This is a genomic window from Mucilaginibacter lappiensis (assembly GCF_900155965.1).
Classification (GTDB): domain Bacteria; phylum Bacteroidota; class Bacteroidia; order Sphingobacteriales; family Sphingobacteriaceae; genus Mucilaginibacter; species Mucilaginibacter lappiensis.
Genome location: NZ_FTMG01000016.1, coordinates 14,566 through 33,642, shown reverse-complemented (window position 1 = coordinate 33,642; position 19,077 = coordinate 14,566). Strand labels below are relative to the sequence as shown.

The window sequence follows — 19,077 nt, the reverse complement described above, 5'->3', positions numbered from 1 at the left end:
TGAATCAACAGATGAAAAATAGCCTGACTAAATGAGAATAATCGGCATCTGATTAAATCCAATCACATCAAACGTTTGCGTCAATTTTAAAAAAAGCATAGTTCCATTTTCCCAATAAAGCATCCGATTCAGCTTTTTACAAAAAACAGGAATATCTTCAGATGCAGCTATATTTTTGATTTTTAACACGTTTATTTTCAATAAAAGGCCTCTCGAACGATTTTTATTATCTTTTATTTTAAAATTGACATAAAAAATTAAAAATTTACCCTCCTATAACAAAACTATCTTCCTTTTTTAATCACACCAATCAATTTTTCTCTTATTTTTTTTTAAATAATACCTCTTGAGACGATTTAAACCTCACTTTTTTGCCTTAACTATTAAATAATATACTTTTTTAACCGCTGTATAATAAAACCCTAGCAGCAAACGTTTGCGTGCCCTCCAATTAGGTGCTCAATAAAATTATTCGATAGGTTTGGTTTAAGAGATTATTGGTTTTCTGATTGAAAAGCAATCACTTACGAGCTAAGTCCGACGCTTCCCGTAAGGCTATTTATCAATGCAAATTAAGGTGTGTATTGTTAACCGGCGATTATCCAATAATTAATTATAAAACATTCCAATTTATTTATTTAACCCAGTAAAGCATGATGAACATTTACAAAAAGATTCTGATTTGTTGTATGCTGTTATTTTATTACGGGCTTGCCTATGCCCAGGTAAATATAACCGGCACAGTTAAAGGCGCTGATGATGGCAGACCCATCCCCGGAGTTTCGGTAACCGTTAAAGGAGAGAAACGGGGACTAGTTACCGATTCGGAAGGTAAGTTTAAAATTTCTGTTACCCCCAATACCATCCTCCGGTTTTCATTTATCGGTTTTGATGCTAAAGAAGTTGATGTTAAAGAAAAAACGGTTATTAACGTAAGCCTTCAGCCTTCAAAAAATGAGCTTAACAATGTGGTTGTTGTAGGCTACCATGAAATTAAACAACGGACAACCACAGCGGCTATAACGGTAATTTCTGGTAAGGACATAGAAAATTTACCAGCGCCCAGTTTTGATATTGCCTTACAAGGCAAGGTAACAGGGGTAAACATCCAAAACTTTAGCGGGCAACCCGGAGTACGTAATACTTTTACAGTGAGAGGCAATTCGGCTTTATCATCTAACCTTTCCGAAGCCAATGCCTTAAGTACCCCTTTGTTTATCATCGACGGTGTACCTACCAGCCTTACAGATCTGGGCAATTATGATAATACCCAAACCGATGTATTGGCCGGCATCAACATTAATGACATCGAAAGCATACAGATAGCCAAAGATGCCGCCGCTACCGCCATATGGGGTTCAAGAGGCGCAAATGGCGTTATAACTATAAAAACAAAAAGAGCGGTTAAAGGAAAACCCCAAATAAACTTAAACGTTTACGGTGGTTTTTCTGATCAGCCCAAATTAACTGAAACAGCTACCGGCTCTTATGAGCGAAATCAAAAACTTAACTTCTTAACCCAACAGGGTGGTGTAAGAGCAATTGGTTCATTACCCCAAATGCTTACTGATAGTTTAAACCCGGCATTTAACAATGCCACTAACTGGCAGGGATTGTTTTATCGTAAAGGATATATCCACAACGTCGACTTATCCATAGCCGGAGCCACAGATGCCATCAACTACCGTTTCAGTTTGAATAACTACGATGAGAACGGCGTTTTATACGGAACAGGCTTCAAGAGATATTCATTCCGGTCGAACATCGATTACCAGATCAATGACAAACTGAGCACCGAGGTAAATATCAGCTTTTCTAGAGTTGACAGGCAGCCAGGCCTAGGTAATGATCCGCATGAGGTAAACCCTTTATCCGGCTTTCAACAGCCAAGTTCATTGTATTATACTAATGATACAGATATTGCCAGGTACCGGGGACAATATGATCAGTTAAGAAACCTGGACAGAAACGATCTCTTAACCGGCTTTATAGGGTTGCACTACAAGATACTACCGGGTTTACTCTATAAAATTGAAGGATCTGGAAGTACCAATATGAGCGAAAACCAGTTCAGTTCACCTACAACACTATCTGCGCAAGGGATTGCTACTTCTTATGATTACAGCAGTAATTATGTATCAGCCAACGTCAATAACGTTTTATCTTACGGGCGAAAAATTGGCACTAATCACAATATCAATATTCTGGTACTACAAAACTTTCAAAGAGATGTGGTGAACAGTAAAAATATCTACGGTGATAATGTGCCTGATGATAATATAAAGGTGGTTCAGGGGGTGCCGCAATCCAGTTTAAAAGCTTCAACTGATTACCAGGCTTCGTCGCTGCTATCCTACGCTACACAGGTACATTATGATTTTAAAGAAAAATATCTGTTTGATGCTACCATGCGGGCGGATGCGTCGTCAAGGTTTGGCTCCAACCACAAATGGGGATATTTCCCTTCTGTGAGCGCCGGTTACATCCTTTCTGATGAAAACTATCTAAAACCAGTAAGATGGATATCGCTCTTAAAAGTAAGGGCAAGCTATGGTGTTAATGGTGATCAACCATCCGATTTTTACGCACCATATAATGGTTACAATTTAACGCAGGGTTATTACAACGGCGTAGCCATGGGTACGCCTAACTTTAATACAGGCAACGGGGTTACGGATAAAAACCTTACCTGGGAACCAACTAAACAATTTGACATTGGTTTTGACGGCGCCTTTTTTAACAGCCGTATCAACCTCACTATAGATTATTACAACAAGATTCAAAGTAATAAATACTACACCTTTCCGCTGGCCTTTTATACCGGGTATACACAACAAACCTCTAACTCAGGTTTATCTGTAGGTAACTCTGGTATCGAGGTTAACATTGATACGCATAATCTTCCTCCTTCCAGCAAATTTCAGTGGACCACCAACTTCAACTTTTCATACAATAAAAATCAAATCCTCAGCCTCCCAAATGGCAATCGCACTATTTATGCAACCTATAATGATAACAATAGTGGTTTAGGTATCAATTACATTTTCCAGGTTGGCAAGCCATTGTATATGCTTAACCAGATGATTTATCAGGGAGTTTATAATTCGCAATCACAAATACCTGTTAATCCATTTACCGGTCAGGCACTTACCTATTTTAAAGGAAACTACCCGGTTAAACCTGGTTATCCTATCTGGAAGGATTCCAATGGCGATTATGATGTTTGGTCTGACGAGGACAAAGGTAATGCACAAGGCGATTTGCTGCCAACAGCTAATCCTAACCCTGCTATAACCGGTGGTTTTAACAATAACTTCAGTTATAAAAACTTCTCATTAGGTATCGGGATGACCTTTACTTTAAAAAGGGACATCATTAACAGTTTACTGTCTAATCAGTACAATAACTGGGCAAGTGGTATCACCAACTTTACCAGTTCTAGCATTCCTGACCTTTCCAAAATAGGATTCTGGGACCCGGTATTAGCCGCTAAGGATCCGGCAGGTTATAAAGCCAAGTACCCTGCCTTAAATCCTGGAGGGGCCTACTTTTATCAGTTTTTTCCTTTCTCAACCATGTTTAACGAAAATGGGGCTTATTTAAAAATCACCAATATCTCTTTAGGATACAAACTTTCTAAAAGGTATTTAGATGCATTGGGTCTTTCAGGCTGCCGTTTCTATGCAGTTTTACAGAATGTTTATACTTTCCAAAAGGCTAAAGTTCCCGATGCCGAGCAGGTAAATCCGTTTGGTATTTACGATGGGGCAACTTATCCCATCCCTAAGAAAGTAACCTTGGGTGTAAGTGTTCAGTTTTAATTAATTCAATGAAATTACAGATGAAAAAGTATATAAATAAATACATTATAGCTATAATTATTTGCGGCGTTGGATTAATTACATCCTGCAAAAAGTACATTAACGAAGGCCCAATTGATACACCAACCGACAATAATTTCTGGACAAGTGAAAGAGCTGCCGAAAGCGGACTGGCAGGTGCATACGGCCTGTTGCGTACAGCCTTAACAAATGGCCAGGCTTATTTCATTTTTGGTGATGCAACGGCCAATGAATTTTCGGCTTATGAAAATTTTGAATTGGGCAGTTTAAGCTCTATCAATCAATGGAACTTTAACTACGTACCTTATCGCGAACCAATATTACATAACTGGACCAGTTTTTACCAGGTTATAAGCCAGTGTAATTTGATATTGAGTAAGGTACCCAATATAGCCGCAGCCAATTTCCAGGATGATCCTGTTGCTACTAAAAATCAAATTATGGGCGAAGCTTATTTCATAAGGGCTTATTGCTATTATTATATCACACAAGTTTGGGGAGAACCTGTGATTGTTACTCAAGCCTATACAGATCCTATCAACGCCAAGCCGATTGCCCGAAGCAAAGATGCGGATGGTTTTAACCAGGTAGTGAGTGATCTGAAAAAAAGTGCCAGCCTTTTAAGTTATAATTATTCCAATGCCTCACAAGTTGCTGTTCAGGCGGGTAAAGGATCAGTATTTGCGCTTTTATCAAAGGTGTATATGTGGCAAAAGCAATATCAATTGGCATCAGCAGCAGCCGATAGCGTTATACAACACGGTGGGTATTCGCTTGAAACAGGGGCCAACTTTTCTCATATCTTTAAAGGCCAAAGCCCGGAAAGCATCTTTGAGATCAACATGATCTATTCTCCCAATCAGAATGAAGCACAGCGCGGGGATGCTACCAATGATAACAACAATAACGTTTTTTCGGTTTTTTTAGGAGATCCATTTGTAAAAGGTAAAAGCTATGGATGGTCGGTAAATAAGGACCTGGTTAATAGCTTATATGATACCACTGCCTCAAAAAAAGATGTACGTATAAAATCAACCTTTTATGGTTTGCAAAGCGCCCGCACCCTAATGGTTAAGTATGCCAACGTGATATACCAAAACCCACAACAGCAAACGCTTCCTTTTGTAAGCAACAACATGGTTGTTTTACGTCTTGCCGATATCTTCTTACTAAAAGCCGAAGCTGATCTGAATCAGGGAAATACGGGAAGCGCTTTAATGTATCTCAACCGAGTACGTCAAAGAGCAGGTCTTGATCCTTATGTTTTTACCAGTCAAAACGATTTGCTGTATACCATAATGGACGAGCGGGGAAGAGAATTATACGGTGAAGGGCAATGGTATTTTGACCTTGTACGATCGGGTCTTATCACGAACCCCAACTATGATAATTCTATCGATGGCTACTTGCCTAATCGCATAACTAACCGGGGCTATTTATGGCCGCTTGATTTGAGGACACTTTTACCGCAGGATCCATTGCTAACACAAAATGCATGGTGGGCATCAGCAGGTCAATAATTCACTTAAACAGATAAAAAAATGAAAAATATAATTAAATTCTTTATGATTTCTGCATTGGCCGGTATCATACTGGTTTCATGCAAAAAAAACGATTATATCGTTGGTGGTAAACTGGAAAACACAACCACAACTTTAAGCACTTATGATTATTTAAAAAGTAACAGATATAATATGTTTGATACTTTATTATTGGTGGTTGATAAGGCTGGATTAAAAGATGTGATCAATCAAAAAGGTATCACATTTTATGCACCAACAGATTTTGCCATTAACAATTATTTACAAGCAAAAACTTTACAGGCTCAAAAAAAGAATCCCTTTGCCAGGTATAGTATCGATACGTTGATCAAATACGATCTGAACGTTTTTAAAGATTCACTGAACACTTACATCATTCCTAAAACAGTAACTTATGGTTCACTAACCGAAAATGGGGTTGTTTTCAATACTTCCAAAACCGGGAGCCAGGCGGTAGTATCGTTCGAAAAAACATATGACCCTAATTTAGGCTACACCTCTGCAACCAGTACTGCTCCGAGTATAGAGTACTACACATTTATAAAAGGGAAACTACCCAATGTTGTAGTAGCATCAGACATACCAGATACCGTAGGGGTTCGGGTACTGTGCCAAACAACAGGTCTTACCACTTCAACAGGCCAACTTAATGTGCTTAGTAACTCACATGTTTTATTTTTTAAACAATAACCACAACATGAAACGTAACCTCTTTATATATATCCCATTACTCATTATATGTTTAGTAACAAGCTACGCATGTAAAAAAACAGGCACTGGCTTTTTGAGCCCATATATTCATTATGAGCAAAGCCCTATCATCATTCCAAAAGGGCGGGCATTTCTTAGTGCAGGATTGAATGGCGACGGGACCTCGCAACCTTTTTCGGTAAAAGTGATCCATTTTTATGATAAAGCAACCGGTAAAATTGTAGATGATCTGTTTAGCAAAACATACCCCGTTTCTGTTTGGACAGGATTGTATGACCCTAAAACAGATACCACCCTGCAACTAATCAATGCTAAACTTAAAACCATTAATGTAGCGCCTATTTCCATTAACCCTTCCAGTGGCCAGATATTAGGCAACTACGGAGCCCTACAACTACCCGCCGGAGAATATCAATTTGACCTGGAAATAAAAAACGAAACTGGGACAAAAGTATACCCCAAAATAGGCGATTTCTTACTCCGGGATACCACCACCTTTGAGTCGATACCAACTATAGGATCAACCAGCGAAACCAGGATAATGGTTGGTAATGAAAGTAAATCTGTAGTGGGTAAACCGCCATTGTTAACGGTAACCAGAGTTGCTGATACCCCGAATGTGATCACTGTTAAGTATAAGGATAAAAACGGCGTATTTTTTAATCCTAAAAAAGGAGAGATCATCAGCCGGCCGGCCGCTGGGTTAAATCCTAATCCGCCTTACTTACAATCATTACAGCAGTACACTAAATCATATTATTATACCGACGATGCCTCGGTGTTTAGATTCCCATTTACGCCATTTCCATTAAATACCTTAGGTAACCAATTTAATATTTACCAGAGGATACCTACCCAGTTTGTGCATAATGACGGATTACCCGATGGAATGTATAGTTTGAATCTTCGGTTCCCTATACGCATATACGTACCGGGCTCTTACCTGGTAGTAGAACAAACGATAGATGCAGCACACAACTAGTTAATTTAAGCTTATTTAAAGCACATGAAATTAAATATAAAGTACCTTTTTATTCCGATACTAACACTAGCCACGGCTACATATAGCCTTGCTCAGCAGAGCTGTCCAAAATGGGGGCCATATGTAAAAACGGTAAAAATGAATAAGATTAAAGCCGAACTGATGATGGCTGATGTGATGTTTCCGGCAGATGGCTTGGCTCCATATACTTATGCCTGCAGTGTGCAGTTTGGTATTGGCAAAAGCGGTGGTTATTGCGGGATACAAAAGGCGGGATTAAATGAAACACGTATGCCCAATAACATATTTTCCATCTGGGATTTTCCTAACAAGGTTCAGTTATCAGCACAGTATAAGGACCCGCTAACTTTTGTTGGTGGCTTTGGTGGTGAGGGGACCGGATTGCACTCACATGCCGATTTTGGTTGGAAGCCCGATCATTGGTACACCAATATTGTAAAACGATGGACAGTAAATGATTCTACAACAATGGTTGGTTACTGGATATATGACCAAAGCGAGAAAACTTACCGGCATTATGTAACCTTTGTGGTGCCCGAAAAGGAAGCTATGCTTCATGGCGATATTGGCAGTTTCCTGGAAAACTTTGCCGATGAGCAGAAAAGATCCAGAACAGCGGTTTACAAATCTTACTGGATGTTAACCGATCAGAACAAATGGGCACATCCGGACTCCCTGGTAGCTGAAGCAGGTGACGGTTCATGGAAGGCGGAAAAATATGGTAATGATGGTGTAAAAATAACTTCATGCGGTACAACTCCGGGACAGCCGAAAACTTTTTATCCCACTCATCAAAAAGATAAACCAGAGATTCTGCCGGCTAGTATTTATGACCTGGCATCCTATTATGATCATTCACAGAAAAAGATCTTTGTAAACTGGAGCATGTTACCAACCGCAACACCACAGTTAAGCTATGAGATAAAAATATATGAAAATAGCTCATATGCTGGCAATCCCATTGCATCTATCAAAGGAACTGACCCGGACCTCACCAGCACAGGTTTTTTAGTTAAAGGTATGAATCTGAAAGCCCAGGATTATTATATAGCCCTGCAGATAACAGATATTTTTGGTCAGCTTTCTCCAATTAAAAAAACAGTTTTGGAAGAAAAAAAGCCATAGATATAAATAGTGTAATATGTTCTGGCTAAAAAGAAAAAGCCCCTGAATTTTAGAATTCAGGGGCTTTTTCTTTAATACATCCTAGGAAAGTCTCCCCTTCCGCAAGCTTCATCTATCCGGCCCTTTGCTAATTAATTAAAAATTATTGTAAGGATCGCCGGTAATCTCCGACAAAGCAGCAAAACAACTAATCAAGATAATAAGATCATGAAAAAAATGTTCGCCCTGCTTGTTGCAGCTCTATTTATTATTCGCGTAGCTTCAGCACAAAACGCTACCGAATTTCACAAAAAACAATTTAACCTGGATGATTCCGGATTAGCTATCAGGGGTTATGACCCGGTTTCCTACTTCACCGCCCACAAAGCTCAGGAAGGAAAAAAAGATATTACTCTCGTTATAGAAGGTATCACCTACCGTTTTTCATCAATACAAAACAGGGATCTGTTTAAAGCCAGCCCTGCTAAATATCAGCCACAATACGGCGGCTGGTGTGCTTATGCCATGGGAGCAACCGGCGAGAAGGTAGATATTGATCCCGGCACTTTTAAACTGCTTGATGGTAAGCTTTACCTTTTCTACAATAAGTTTTTTAATAACACCAAAAAATCCTGGGATAAAGACGAAAGCAATCTTAAAAGAAAAGCCGATGCTAACTGGGCCAAGATCATTCAGTAAACCATTTCCCCTATAAAACTTATTTCGCACACTAATTAAATAATTCATATGAAACGCACCATTCTTATCGCCTTCATCGCTTTTTTAGGAATAGCACAGGCAAAAGCACAAAAATCAGAAATATTTGCACCTGGCGGTAAAGCCATTAAAGGTTACGATCCAGTTGCCTTTTTTACAGAGTCAAAACCAATGAAGGGCTCTGATAGCCTGAGCTACCAATGGAAAGAAGCCACCTGGCTTTTCGCATCCCGCAAAAATCTGGAAGCATTTAAATCCGATCCGGATAAATATGCTCCTCAATATGGTGGTTATTGCGCTTATGGTTTATCACAAGGGCACAAGGCTCCTACTCAAACTGATACCTGGACAGTAGTAAACGATAAGCTTTATTTCAACTACAACAGCAAGGTGAAAGAGATGTGGTCAAAAGATCAGCAAAACCTGATCAAAACGGCCGATGAAAAATGGCCTGCAATAAAGGACAATAACTAACCCGTCATGAACACCACCACAAAGGGTCCTTTGGTATTAATTACCGTGGGGCCTACCCGGGAAGCCATTGACCCGGTGCGCTATATCAGTAATCACTCATCGGGCAAAATGGGTTATGCTATCGCCTCCGCTTTCTTAGAGCAGGGTTGCACTGTTGTCCTGGTATCTGGCCCGGTAGGTTTAGCATTAGCTCATCCTAACCTCAGCATTATTCATGTTCAATCGGCGGATGAAATGTTTGCGGCCAGCCAGCCCTATTTCCAATCGGCACAGATCGTTGTTTTTGCAGCGGCGGTTGCTGATTATAAACCCGCCGAAATTTTCACCTATAAGATGAAGAAATCGGCAAGTGAATTTGAGCTGAAAATGGTTAAGAATGTAGACATCGCCTGTGAATTCGGGCAGGTGAAACGGAACGATCAAATTGCAGTAGGTTTTGCTTTAGAGACAAATAACGAGGAGCAAAATGCAGTACATAAACTATATAAAAAGAACTTCGACCTTATTGTACTAAACTCAACCCAGGATAGCGGAGCTACCTTCGGTTTTGATACCAATAAGATCACCATCATCAATAAAGATGTGGTATTTCAATCATTCCCGCTTCAATCCAAACAAGAGGCTGGTCGTGATATAACCAAGGCTGCATTGAGGTTAGCTACAAATCATACCCCAATCGCCCAACATCATTAAAAAATAAAATTATGACAAGTACACCCATCAATATTTTAGCCTGGGTATTGCGCCTTGCCGCCGCGATAATTATGCTCCAAACCTTATATTTTAAGTTTACAGCAGCCCCGGAATCAGTATATATTTTTTCAACCCTTGGTTTAGAGCCCTGGGGACGAATCGGGATCGGCTCTTTAGAACTGATAGCCTCCATCCTGTTGTTAATTCCCAAAACCACCAGCCTGGGTGCGTTATTAGCAGTAGGCATTATGGCCGGTGCACTGCTGTCACACCTCACCAAATTAGGCATCGTTGTACAAAACGACGGAGGACAATTATTTGTACTGGCATTAGCAGTTTTTATTTGCTGTTCCATCCTCCTGTTGATATTCAGAAAACAATTGGTGTCCTATATCCCATTTATTCACGCATAGGCAAATAATAAATTTAAACATCATGAAACTTAAAAAGCCAATAATAAATTTATTGGAGCAACTGGAGTTTGTTATAGATAATCTTACAAACGAACAGTATACACAACCCGTAAAATTATTATCCCATTCAAGCATAGGGCAGCATACTCGCCACATCCTGGAGTTTTTTATCGAACTGTATAAAGGTTATGAAAGCGGGGTGGTTGATTATGATAAACGTATCCGGAACCATGCTATCGAATCTGATAAAAACGCAGCCATTGCAGCACTACATCAAATAGCTGATCATTTAGATAAGCCCGACAAGAGCTTTGCTTTACATGTAGAGTACGGAGCCGATGCTGATCACCAGGCAGAAGTAGTAACTAACTATTTACGCGAACTGGTTTACAATATGGAGCATACCGTTCACCACATGGCACTTATCCGCATCGGTATTAATGCTGTATCGGAGATTGATATCCCTGAAGAATTTGGAGTTGCGGCCTCCACACTTAAATACAGGAAGGCATGTGCACAGTAACCTATATTCCCGGCAAAGATGGTTTCTTTCTGACCTCCAATCGGGATGAGCATATAACCCGGGGCATCGCCCTTGCTCCTGAAATTTATAACACCGGGAACGCGAAATTGCTTTATCCTAAAGATCCGGATAAGCATGGTAGCTGGATAGCAGCCAAAAATAATGGCGACCTGGTGGTACTGCTTAACGGCGCATTTGTAAAACATGCAAGACAAGAAAATTACCGGAAAAGCCGCGGAATTGTATTGAAGGAAATTATCGAAGCAGAGCTACCCGCCCATTACTATAACACCACGGATTTGAATGGTGTTGAACCATTCACATTGATATTGTATACCTCGGGCGAATTGTATGAATGCCGCTGGGATGGGGAAGAAAAACATACTACATCCATCAGCATAAATACAGCCCATATCTGGTCGTCAGCTACATTATATGATCAAATGGCGGCCGGTAAACGGGAGAACTGGTTTAGTAACTGGCAACGATCCGATTACCCCAAAACTACCAATGACATCCTCCACTTTCACAAACACGCCGGTGAAGGAGATCTGCGGGACGGCCTGGTTATTAACCGCGACGGAAAAATGAAAACAATGAGCGTAACCAATATTAGCGTAATGCATGGCAACATCACCATGACCTATGAAGATCTGAAAGAAAATAAACAATATGTAAATGACCTTGCTATTGAAAGCCCCGCTCAGATATATCCATCAGGTATATTGCCGCGCTTTTTTGCTGTAAAACGCTTCCTGATCAGGCTTTTTAACTGGGAGTACTGGTCATTCAATTCGGTGTATGCACCCATTATGTTTTACTGGTTTTGGCTGAGTTTCAAATCACGTTCGTTTTTCTTTTTTAATACCGCGAATCCTCAAATCGAAAACGGTGGCTTTGCTATGGAAAGCAAATGGCTCATCCATTACCAGATGCCCGAACCATACAAACCGGAAACTTTTTTCTTTAAAGCAAGAACACCGATAGAACAAATAAAACAAGTCATCAAACAAGAAAATTTAAGCTATCCACTAATACTGAAACCCGATATAGGCGGCCGGGGCATACTGGTTAAGAAAATATACAACGACCAGGAACTAACTCAATACGTACAATCCATGAAAGTTGATTTTTTAGTGCAGGCTTTTGTTCCATATCAACATGAGGTAGGGATATTTTATTACAGGATTCCGGGTGAGGATAAAGGTCATATATCGGGTATTGTGGGTAAGGAATTTTTAACAGTTACGGGTAATGGCATATCCACCATTGCCGAATTGATGGCCAAAGAACCCCGCTATTTGTTGCAGTTACCCGAGCTAATGATCACCCATGCTACTGAACTTCAAGAGATATTACCTTTAGACGAAAAGCGGGTATTGGTTCCTTATGGCAACCACGCCAGGGGCGCTAAATTTATTGATCTAACACATTTGATCTCGGAGGAATTAACCCAAAATATTGATGCTGTTTGCCGGCAGATACCTGAGTTTTATTTCGGCAGGATGGATGTGATGTACAATACCTGGGAAGAACTATGCCAGGGAAAAAACTTTACTATCATCGAGTTGAACGGAGCTGGCAGCGAACCTACCCATATTTATGACCCTAAACATTCCATATTTTTTGCCTGGAAAGAGATCATGAAACATTGGAAGCTTCTACATGATATCAGCGCCATCAACCTGAAAAATAAAAATCTTAAATACATGACCTACACAGAAGGCATGAAAATGTTAAAAGATAATACCAACTATTTAAAACTGATTGCCTAACCATGTCCAGATATTTTAAATTATTTTTTGCCGCTTTCAGTATTAGTTTTATTGGGGCATTGCCTATTGGTACCTTAAATACTAGTGTAGCCAATTATGCGCTCAATAATAATTTCATGGGTGCCTTTGAATTTGGGTTTGCCGCCATTTTGGTTGAAGTAAGCCTGGTTAGGGTAGCGCTGTTTTTACTCGATAAGTTGGGTCATCTACAAAAACTATTCAGATACTTAAGTGTGGTATTTTGCTTTGCCATTTTGTACCTGGCCTATAAAAGTCTGGAAGCGGCATTTCACATGCGCAATTTTGAGGATACCCTGCCATTTATAGGCATGCAGCCATTTTACTCGGGACTGGTGCTCAGTTTGCTTAATCCGCTCCATATTCCGTTTTGGCTGGGATGGACGGCGGTACTAAAAGGCAGAAAGGTATTATACTCCGATGCGGCTAATTACAACATATATATAACGGCTATTGGTACGGGTACCTGCTTGGCGTTTCTAATTTACGGCTGCGCAGGAAACTATCTCATGAATGTGTTGAAAGCCCAACACAATCTCATCAACTGGGTATTGGGTTGTACTTTATTATTAACCGGAGTAGTGCTGGCGTATAAGATCATCTTTCGGAAAATCCAGTTAAAAGTTGCATAACCTATTAATTAAAATCAAATGAAAATATTTCAAAAATTATTTATGATCGCGGCCATTGCTGGCCTGTCTTTCGGTATTACTTCCTGCACCAGGAGATACAAGCCCATGTTAAGTTCACATGATGGGGTAAATTTCAAAATCACTTCTTTGGCACAAGCCGAGGAAATTGCCAAAGCAGAAAATAAACCTTTGTTTGTATTTGCCCATGCTTCCTGGTGCCCTACCTGCAAAAAAATGGAACAGGAAGTATTGGTTCAGAAAAAATTGGGTGATGTATACAACCAGCAATTTGTAGATGTAGCCATTGATATCGATAGCCCCGAAGGGCACAAGCTAAACGACAGGTATAAGATCAGAGCAACGCCAACGCTGTTCTTTTTAAATGCCGATGGCGGCATTGCCAAAAAAGCCGAAGGCTTTATGACAGCGGAAGAGCTATTGGCAACCGCCCAAAGCCTGAAAATAAAGTAACAGAAATGTTAAAAAAAGGGGTCTGCCACCCTGAGCTCCGTCGAAGGGTAGAGCGCAGAGGCCCGCCCACCATACTTAGACGGGGCTCAGCATGACAGCCGTTCAGGAAGCCAAAGCCCCTTTCTCCCCTTCCCTAGGGCTACTGTGTGTACACATCTTTTTGATGCACTAATAATTAGAAAAAGCCGCTCCAGAGGAGCAAAATGTCGGTAGAAACAATAAAATTCTACCTCTTTTTAGTGCCGTAGGTACTAAACTAACCTAATTCAGGTCTATTGATGTGTCATTATTTGACCTGCAAAGATCAATAGTGACGTACCTACGGCACGTAAACCTCTTTTGATCCTATTTCTACCGACATGAAACCCCTTCGGGGTTTTATCAAAAAGATGTGTACACACAGTAGCTTCCCTAGGGAAGGGGCAATGTCATTAAGTTAAGCACATGGAGCCCCACCTAAATCCTCCCCGGTAGGGAGCACTTTAAAAAATTGAAGCTAAGTCTCCCCTTCCGGGGGAGATTATTACATGAGGGCGTCGCCGTTTAGAGGGGGCTTTTGCGGAATTGCTTTTGCGTTTCCCCTTAACTTAATGACATTGAGGGAAGGGGAGAAAGGGGCTTTTATGGAACAGGATAATCATCGTGCATAGAAACCCCTCCCTGCCATTACACCTGCCCAACGCACCCCTCCCGTGGGAGGGAATTAAAAAGTGCTTTCTTAATTAAAAACCTTTTGCTTTTATCATAGAAATCAGCATGACGCCCTTTTTAAACAATACCCCTTGGTGGCTATACCCCTAAATAGCCGGGCCATTTCATCACAAAAGTGGGTTTACATGGTTTACACTTTTTATGGTTGAAATAAATTTAACTAATTAAAAATCAATAAGTTAATATAATTTTAATGCTAAATAGCAGCTTTTCATGTTAACCCAGTTTTTGTTCATTAATGTTCGTCGAAATAGTTTGGCCAGCCCTTTATATCGAACCTATCTTAACTATGTAAAATATTAAATGCATTAAGTATTTTTGATTTGTGCAAGCAAAAGAATTACTCAAAGAGCATATCGCTAAAACTATATCGTTAACAGATGAGCAGTTCGATTATCTTTTTTCGCATTTCAAACTGCAATCTTTCAAAAAAGGCCAGGTTATTATTGCCGCGGGCGACAAGGTAGATCATGAATACTTTGTACTGGATGGCTGCCTCAAGTCATTCTATATCAATGATGACCTTAAAATGTTCATCCTCCAATTTGCTATGCCAACCTGGTGGTCATCAGATTATAACGCGCTTTACAGTAATGCTAAAGCAACCATCAATTTGGATTGCATTACAGACGCTGAGGTGCTCTGCCTGTCAAACGATGACCGGGAAAAACTTTGCAACGAGATTCACCAGGTAGAACATTTTTTTCGCTGGCGCACCAATAAGGGTTATGTTGCTTCCCAAAAAAGGTTATTATCATTCATGAACAATGATGCTAAACACCGCTATGAAGAGCTGCTGGCTCAATATCCTGCACTCTACAACATTGTCCCTAAACATCTCATTGCCGCTTATTTAGGGGTTTCGAGAGAAACACTGAGCAGGCTTTATCAGCACTGATCATTCAAAATGTGATGTACATCACTTAATTTAACAGCCTTTTTAAATGTGATGTAGGTCACGTAAGTTCCTCTCGGTTCCTTCCCACATTTGTATTGTCATTAAAGACATACAAACATGGAAACACAAAATTTTAAAATCGCCAGCGCTAAAAGTAACATCGACTGGACTGGTCGCAAAGTAACCGGCGCACATAACGGAACTATCTCTGTTAAAGAAGGTTCTTTAACCCTTAACAATGGCCAGCTTACCGGCGGCCGGTTTACCATCGATACTACATCGATCAACATTCTGGACATAACCGATCCGGCTACCAACGATCAATTTGCAGGTCACCTGGCTTCTGAGGATTTCTTCAATTCAAAACAATATCCCGAAGCTATATTCGTGATCACCACATCAGTGCCGAAGGGAAATGGGTCTTATCATATTAACGGAGACCTGACTATTAAAGACCTTACCCATCCGGTAGCGTTCGACGCGCAAATCGAAAATGCTGGCGATGCAATTACCGCATCGGGCAAAATCGTGATCGACCGTACCAAATACGGCATGAAGTTTCGTTCTGGCAATTTCTTCAAAGACCTGGGTGATACCCTGATCTACAATGAGTTTGAATTACAGGTAACCATCACCGCTAACGCTGTTGCAGAAACCGCTTTAGCTTAAAAATTACAGCCATGCCATTCGTAAAAATCGAAATCACCCGTGAAGGAGTCACCCGTGAACAAAAACAAACCTTAATAAAAGGTGTAACCGATTTATTGACCAGTACGCTCAATAAAGACCCGCACTTAACCCATGTAGTGATACAGGAAGTTGACCTGGACGATTGGGGTTATGCCGGTGAACAAGTATCCGTGCTAAGAGAAAAAGGTATTACGGCCGATAAAAAATAAAAATCATGAAAAAACAAACCGTCATTGTAACCGGCGCATCATCCGGAATAGGTAAAGAAATAGCCCGTTACTTTTTAGAAAAGGGCGATAATGTAGTGATCAATTCCTCAACCGCCCACAAATTGGAGCAAGTTTTTAACGAATTGGGTGCCGGAGATAACCTGGCCATGGTAGCAGGTAACGTAAGCCATAAACAAACCGGCGAACAGCTGGTGGCCAAAGCCATCGAAAAATTTGGTTCGGCAGATGTGTTGGTAAACAATGCAGGCATATTTGAAACCAAACCTTTTTTGGAAGTGGATGAAGCTTACCTCGACCGCTTTTTGAATACCAACCTGAAAGGGACCTATTTCACCACACAGGCGGTTATACCACAAATGTTAAAACAGCACGAAGGTGTAGTGATCAATATTGGTACACCCTTAGTGAACCACTCCCTTACAGGAGTTCCTATCACTGCACCAATGGCATCAAAGGGGGCTATACAAGCGCTTACTATACAGCTGGCAAGCGAGTTTGGTAAAGATAACATCCGGGTGAATACTATCGCGCCCGGCACTATCCGCACCCCTATGCATGGCGATAAAGCCGACCAAAGTGCTGGCTTACATCTGCTAAACCGAGTAGGCGAAGTGGAAGACATTGCCGAAATGGTTTATACCGTTGCCAAGAGTAAATTTATTACCGGCGCCATCATCAATGTAGATGGTGGTATGGCAGCCGGGCATAATTTAAATTGATATGAAAACCCTTTTATTAACCGCTTTAATGTTCTGTACCTTGCAGAACATTAAAGCACAAAACTTAAAGAAAATGGAAAGTAATCAGCAAAGCAGAGCTGCCATCACTGAGGTGCTCGAACAACACTACTTCAAAGGAATATATGAAGGGGATGTAAACTCATTAAGCAAAATTTATTACAGCGGTACATTATTATTTGGTGATGTAAAAGGACAGCCCTATGCCAAAACACTGGAGCAATATTTAGATGGTGTGGCAAACCGCCAAAGCCCTAAAGATTCGGGCAAACCATTTAAAGGGGAGATTATTGATATCAGGGTAATAAATTCCATTGCCGTTGCCGAGGTAAAGGTAAAAATGTATGATTTCAATTACCATGAGTTACTGTCTTTCCATCAGATCGATGGCAAATGGCTCATCGTTAATAAAATGATCAGTGATATCGCTCAATAAAACATATTAAAAATATTTTGGTCATGAATAGTAAGATAACGTTGATCGCCAATATAGATATATTGCCGGGTTTTGAGGAGGAAGTAAAAAACGCAATGGTCACAATGGCTATTGAAACCCGCAAGGAAGCGGGTTGCGAATTATTTCAGGTGAATACCCGGGAAGATTTGCCACGGATTATTGTTAATTACGAGGTGTATCAAAACCAGGAAGCTTTTGAATTACATAAAACTTATAACTATGCTGCTACGTTCTTTGATTACGTGAAAGGGAAGATAAAAGACGATGAGATAGAGGTAGTTTATTTGACAGCGTTAAATAGCTATTAGTTCACAAATAATTGGTGGCATAAAGCAATAAAAATTATATAATCATGTGGTATAACACAAAAGCAACAGAAATATTAGGAATTGATTACCCGATCATGCAAGGGCCATTTGGCGGAGGACTGTCTACAGTTGAATTGGTGGCTACAGTATCTAACGCAGGTGGTTTAGGGGGATTTGGAGCCTACACTTTAAGTCCGCAGGAGATCTATGAGAAGGATAAACAGCTAAAAGCAGCCACCAATAAGCCCTACAATATTAACCTGTGGGTTTCTGATACCGATGCAGTGGATGGTACTGTTTCTGCCGAGCATTTTGAGCAGACTAAAACTTTATTTAAGCCCTATTTTGATGAAGCCGGGATTGCTTTGCCCCAAAAACCAGCGGTCTTTAAACCCCGCTTTGAAAACCAGGTTGAGGTTATTTTGAGCACTCGTCCAAAAGTATTCAGCTTTATGTTTGGCATACCCTCTGCAGATATCCTGGAGCAATGCGGTAAACTGGGTATTAAAACTGTGGGTGCCGCCACAACGCTTGACGAAGCTATTGCCCTGGAAGCTGCCGGTGTAGATATGATCATCGCGTCGGGTTTTGAATCCGGTGGTCACCGCCCCTCATTTTTGGCTTCTGCCGAACAATCAACTACCGGAACTTTTGTGCTGGTTCAGTTGATCAGGGAAAAGGTAAAAACGCCTATCATTGCCGCCGGAGGTATTGCAACTGGTCGCGGTGTTGCCGCGGCGCTCACTTTGGGTGCAGATGCCGCGCAGATCGGCACTGCGTTTTTGGCTTGTGATGAATCGGGCGCATTACCCGCTCACCGGCAAATGTTGTTTTCTGATGCCGCTAAATACACCACACTGTCGCGTGCCTTTACAGGGCGGTTGGGCAGGGGTATAACCAGCAGGGTAGCCAAAGATTTAATAGGCCAAGAGAAACAATTTTTGCCCTTCCCTTTGCAAACTACGTTTATGTCTTCACTAAGAAAAGCCGCACTTGATCAGCAAAAATGGGATATGGTATTGTTCTGGGGCGGGCAAATTGCACCTATACTCAAACATACTAAGGCAGCTGTTTTGATGCAATCCTTAATAGAGGATACATCAAAGATCATGACGTCTTAAACAAACAA

General features: G+C 40.7%; 21 protein-coding genes. 20 read left to right on the top strand and 1 reads right to left on the bottom strand.

The annotated features are described in order from the left end of the window. Positions 1 to 27: 27 nt before the first annotated feature. Entirely contained in the window at positions 28 to 189 is a 162-nt protein-coding gene (locus BW976_RS29540) for a hypothetical protein (protein ID WP_175614167.1), read from the bottom strand. 464 nt (positions 190 to 653) lie between these two features. On the opposite strand from BW976_RS29540, the gene BW976_RS23310 reads away from it, so the two are divergent. The 20 genes from BW976_RS23310 (at position 654) to BW976_RS23210 (ending at position 19,069) form a co-directional block, all read left to right on the top strand. Then, positions 654 to 3,821 carry a SusC/RagA family TonB-linked outer membrane protein gene (locus BW976_RS23310; RefSeq protein ID WP_084192326.1) on the top strand — a complete coding sequence of 1,056 codons (3,168 nt, stop codon included), beginning with the start codon at positions 654 to 656 and terminating at the stop codon, positions 3,819 to 3,821. A gap of 20 nt (positions 3,822 to 3,841) precedes the next feature. Further along, the gene (locus tag BW976_RS23305; RefSeq protein ID WP_175614166.1) at positions 3,842 to 5,362 is read left to right on the top strand and encodes a RagB/SusD family nutrient uptake outer membrane protein; all 1,521 of its coding nucleotides are present in this window, start codon (positions 3,842 to 3,844) and stop codon (positions 5,360 to 5,362) included. Positions 5,363 to 5,383: 21 nt separating this feature from the next. Next, entirely contained in the window at positions 5,384 to 6,073 is a 690-nt protein-coding gene (locus tag BW976_RS23300; RefSeq protein WP_076377060.1) for a fasciclin domain-containing protein, read from the top strand. A 7-nt stretch (positions 6,074 to 6,080) separates the two neighbouring features. Further along, entirely contained in the window at positions 6,081 to 7,076 is a 996-nt protein-coding gene (locus BW976_RS23295; protein WP_175614165.1) for a DUF5007 domain-containing protein, read from the top strand. Positions 7,077 to 7,100: 24 nt separating this feature from the next. Beyond that, entirely contained in the window at positions 7,101 to 8,222 is a 1,122-nt protein-coding gene (locus BW976_RS23290) for a DUF3472 domain-containing protein (protein WP_076377056.1), read from the top strand. 207 nt (positions 8,223 to 8,429) lie between these two features. Then, the gene (locus BW976_RS23285; protein WP_076377054.1) at positions 8,430 to 8,900 is read left to right on the top strand and encodes a YHS domain-containing (seleno)protein; all 471 of its coding nucleotides are present in this window, start codon (positions 8,430 to 8,432) and stop codon (positions 8,898 to 8,900) included. Positions 8,901 to 8,948: 48 nt separating this feature from the next. Further along, a complete protein-coding gene (locus BW976_RS23280; RefSeq protein ID WP_076377052.1) occupies positions 8,949 to 9,392 on the top strand; it encodes a YHS domain-containing (seleno)protein in 444 nt (147 codons plus the stop codon). A gap of 6 nt (positions 9,393 to 9,398) precedes the next feature. Continuing rightward, positions 9,399 to 10,085 carry a phosphopantothenoylcysteine decarboxylase domain-containing protein gene (locus BW976_RS23275; protein WP_076377050.1) on the top strand — a complete coding sequence of 229 codons (687 nt, stop codon included), beginning with the start codon at positions 9,399 to 9,401 and terminating at the stop codon, positions 10,083 to 10,085. Between the two features lie 11 nt (positions 10,086 to 10,096). Then, a complete protein-coding gene (locus BW976_RS23270; protein ID WP_076377048.1) occupies positions 10,097 to 10,498 on the top strand; it encodes a DoxX family protein in 402 nt (133 codons plus the stop codon). Between the two features lie 22 nt (positions 10,499 to 10,520). Further along, entirely contained in the window at positions 10,521 to 11,021 is a 501-nt protein-coding gene (locus BW976_RS23265) for a hypothetical protein (protein ID WP_076377046.1), read from the top strand. Next, positions 11,009 to 12,796 carry an NRDE family protein gene (locus tag BW976_RS28935; RefSeq protein WP_084192325.1) on the top strand — a complete coding sequence of 596 codons (1,788 nt, stop codon included), beginning with the start codon at positions 11,009 to 11,011 and terminating at the stop codon, positions 12,794 to 12,796. The genes BW976_RS23265 and BW976_RS28935 overlap by 13 nt, the downstream gene beginning before the upstream one ends. Positions 12,797 to 12,798: 2 nt before the next feature. Continuing rightward, on the top strand, positions 12,799 to 13,446 hold the full coding sequence (locus tag BW976_RS23250) for a LysE family transporter (RefSeq protein ID WP_076377044.1): 648 nt from the start codon (positions 12,799 to 12,801) through the stop codon (positions 13,444 to 13,446). A gap of 18 nt (positions 13,447 to 13,464) precedes the next feature. After that, positions 13,465 to 13,917: a thioredoxin family protein gene (locus tag BW976_RS23245; RefSeq protein ID WP_076377042.1), complete on the top strand. Its 453-nt coding sequence runs from the start codon at positions 13,465 to 13,467 to the stop codon at positions 13,915 to 13,917. A gap of 1,036 nt (positions 13,918 to 14,953) precedes the next feature. Next, positions 14,954 to 15,526, top strand: coding sequence for a Crp/Fnr family transcriptional regulator (locus tag BW976_RS23240; protein ID WP_076377040.1), 573 nt, complete (start codon positions 14,954 to 14,956; stop codon positions 15,524 to 15,526). Between the two features lie 117 nt (positions 15,527 to 15,643). Next, positions 15,644 to 16,195 carry a YceI family protein gene (locus tag BW976_RS23235; RefSeq protein WP_076377038.1) on the top strand — a complete coding sequence of 184 codons (552 nt, stop codon included), beginning with the start codon at positions 15,644 to 15,646 and terminating at the stop codon, positions 16,193 to 16,195. Between the two features lie 11 nt (positions 16,196 to 16,206). Next, entirely contained in the window at positions 16,207 to 16,425 is a 219-nt protein-coding gene (locus BW976_RS23230) for a tautomerase family protein (protein WP_076377036.1), read from the top strand. Between the two features lie 5 nt (positions 16,426 to 16,430). Further along, positions 16,431 to 17,165 (top strand): SDR family NAD(P)-dependent oxidoreductase, encoded by a 735-nt coding sequence (locus BW976_RS23225; RefSeq protein ID WP_076377034.1) that lies wholly within the window; start codon positions 16,431 to 16,433, stop codon positions 17,163 to 17,165. A gap of 1 nt (position 17,166) precedes the next feature. Continuing rightward, a complete protein-coding gene (locus BW976_RS23220) occupies positions 17,167 to 17,619 on the top strand; it encodes a nuclear transport factor 2 family protein (protein WP_076377032.1) in 453 nt (150 codons plus the stop codon). Positions 17,620 to 17,642: 23 nt separating this feature from the next. Further along, on the top strand, positions 17,643 to 17,948 hold the full coding sequence (locus BW976_RS23215; protein WP_076377030.1) for a putative quinol monooxygenase: 306 nt from the start codon (positions 17,643 to 17,645) through the stop codon (positions 17,946 to 17,948). Positions 17,949 to 17,992: 44 nt separating this feature from the next. Then, complete coding sequence (locus tag BW976_RS23210) at positions 17,993 to 19,069, top strand: NAD(P)H-dependent flavin oxidoreductase (protein WP_076377028.1); 1,077 nt, start codon at positions 17,993 to 17,995, stop codon at positions 19,067 to 19,069. Positions 19,070 to 19,077 lie beyond the last annotated feature (8 nt).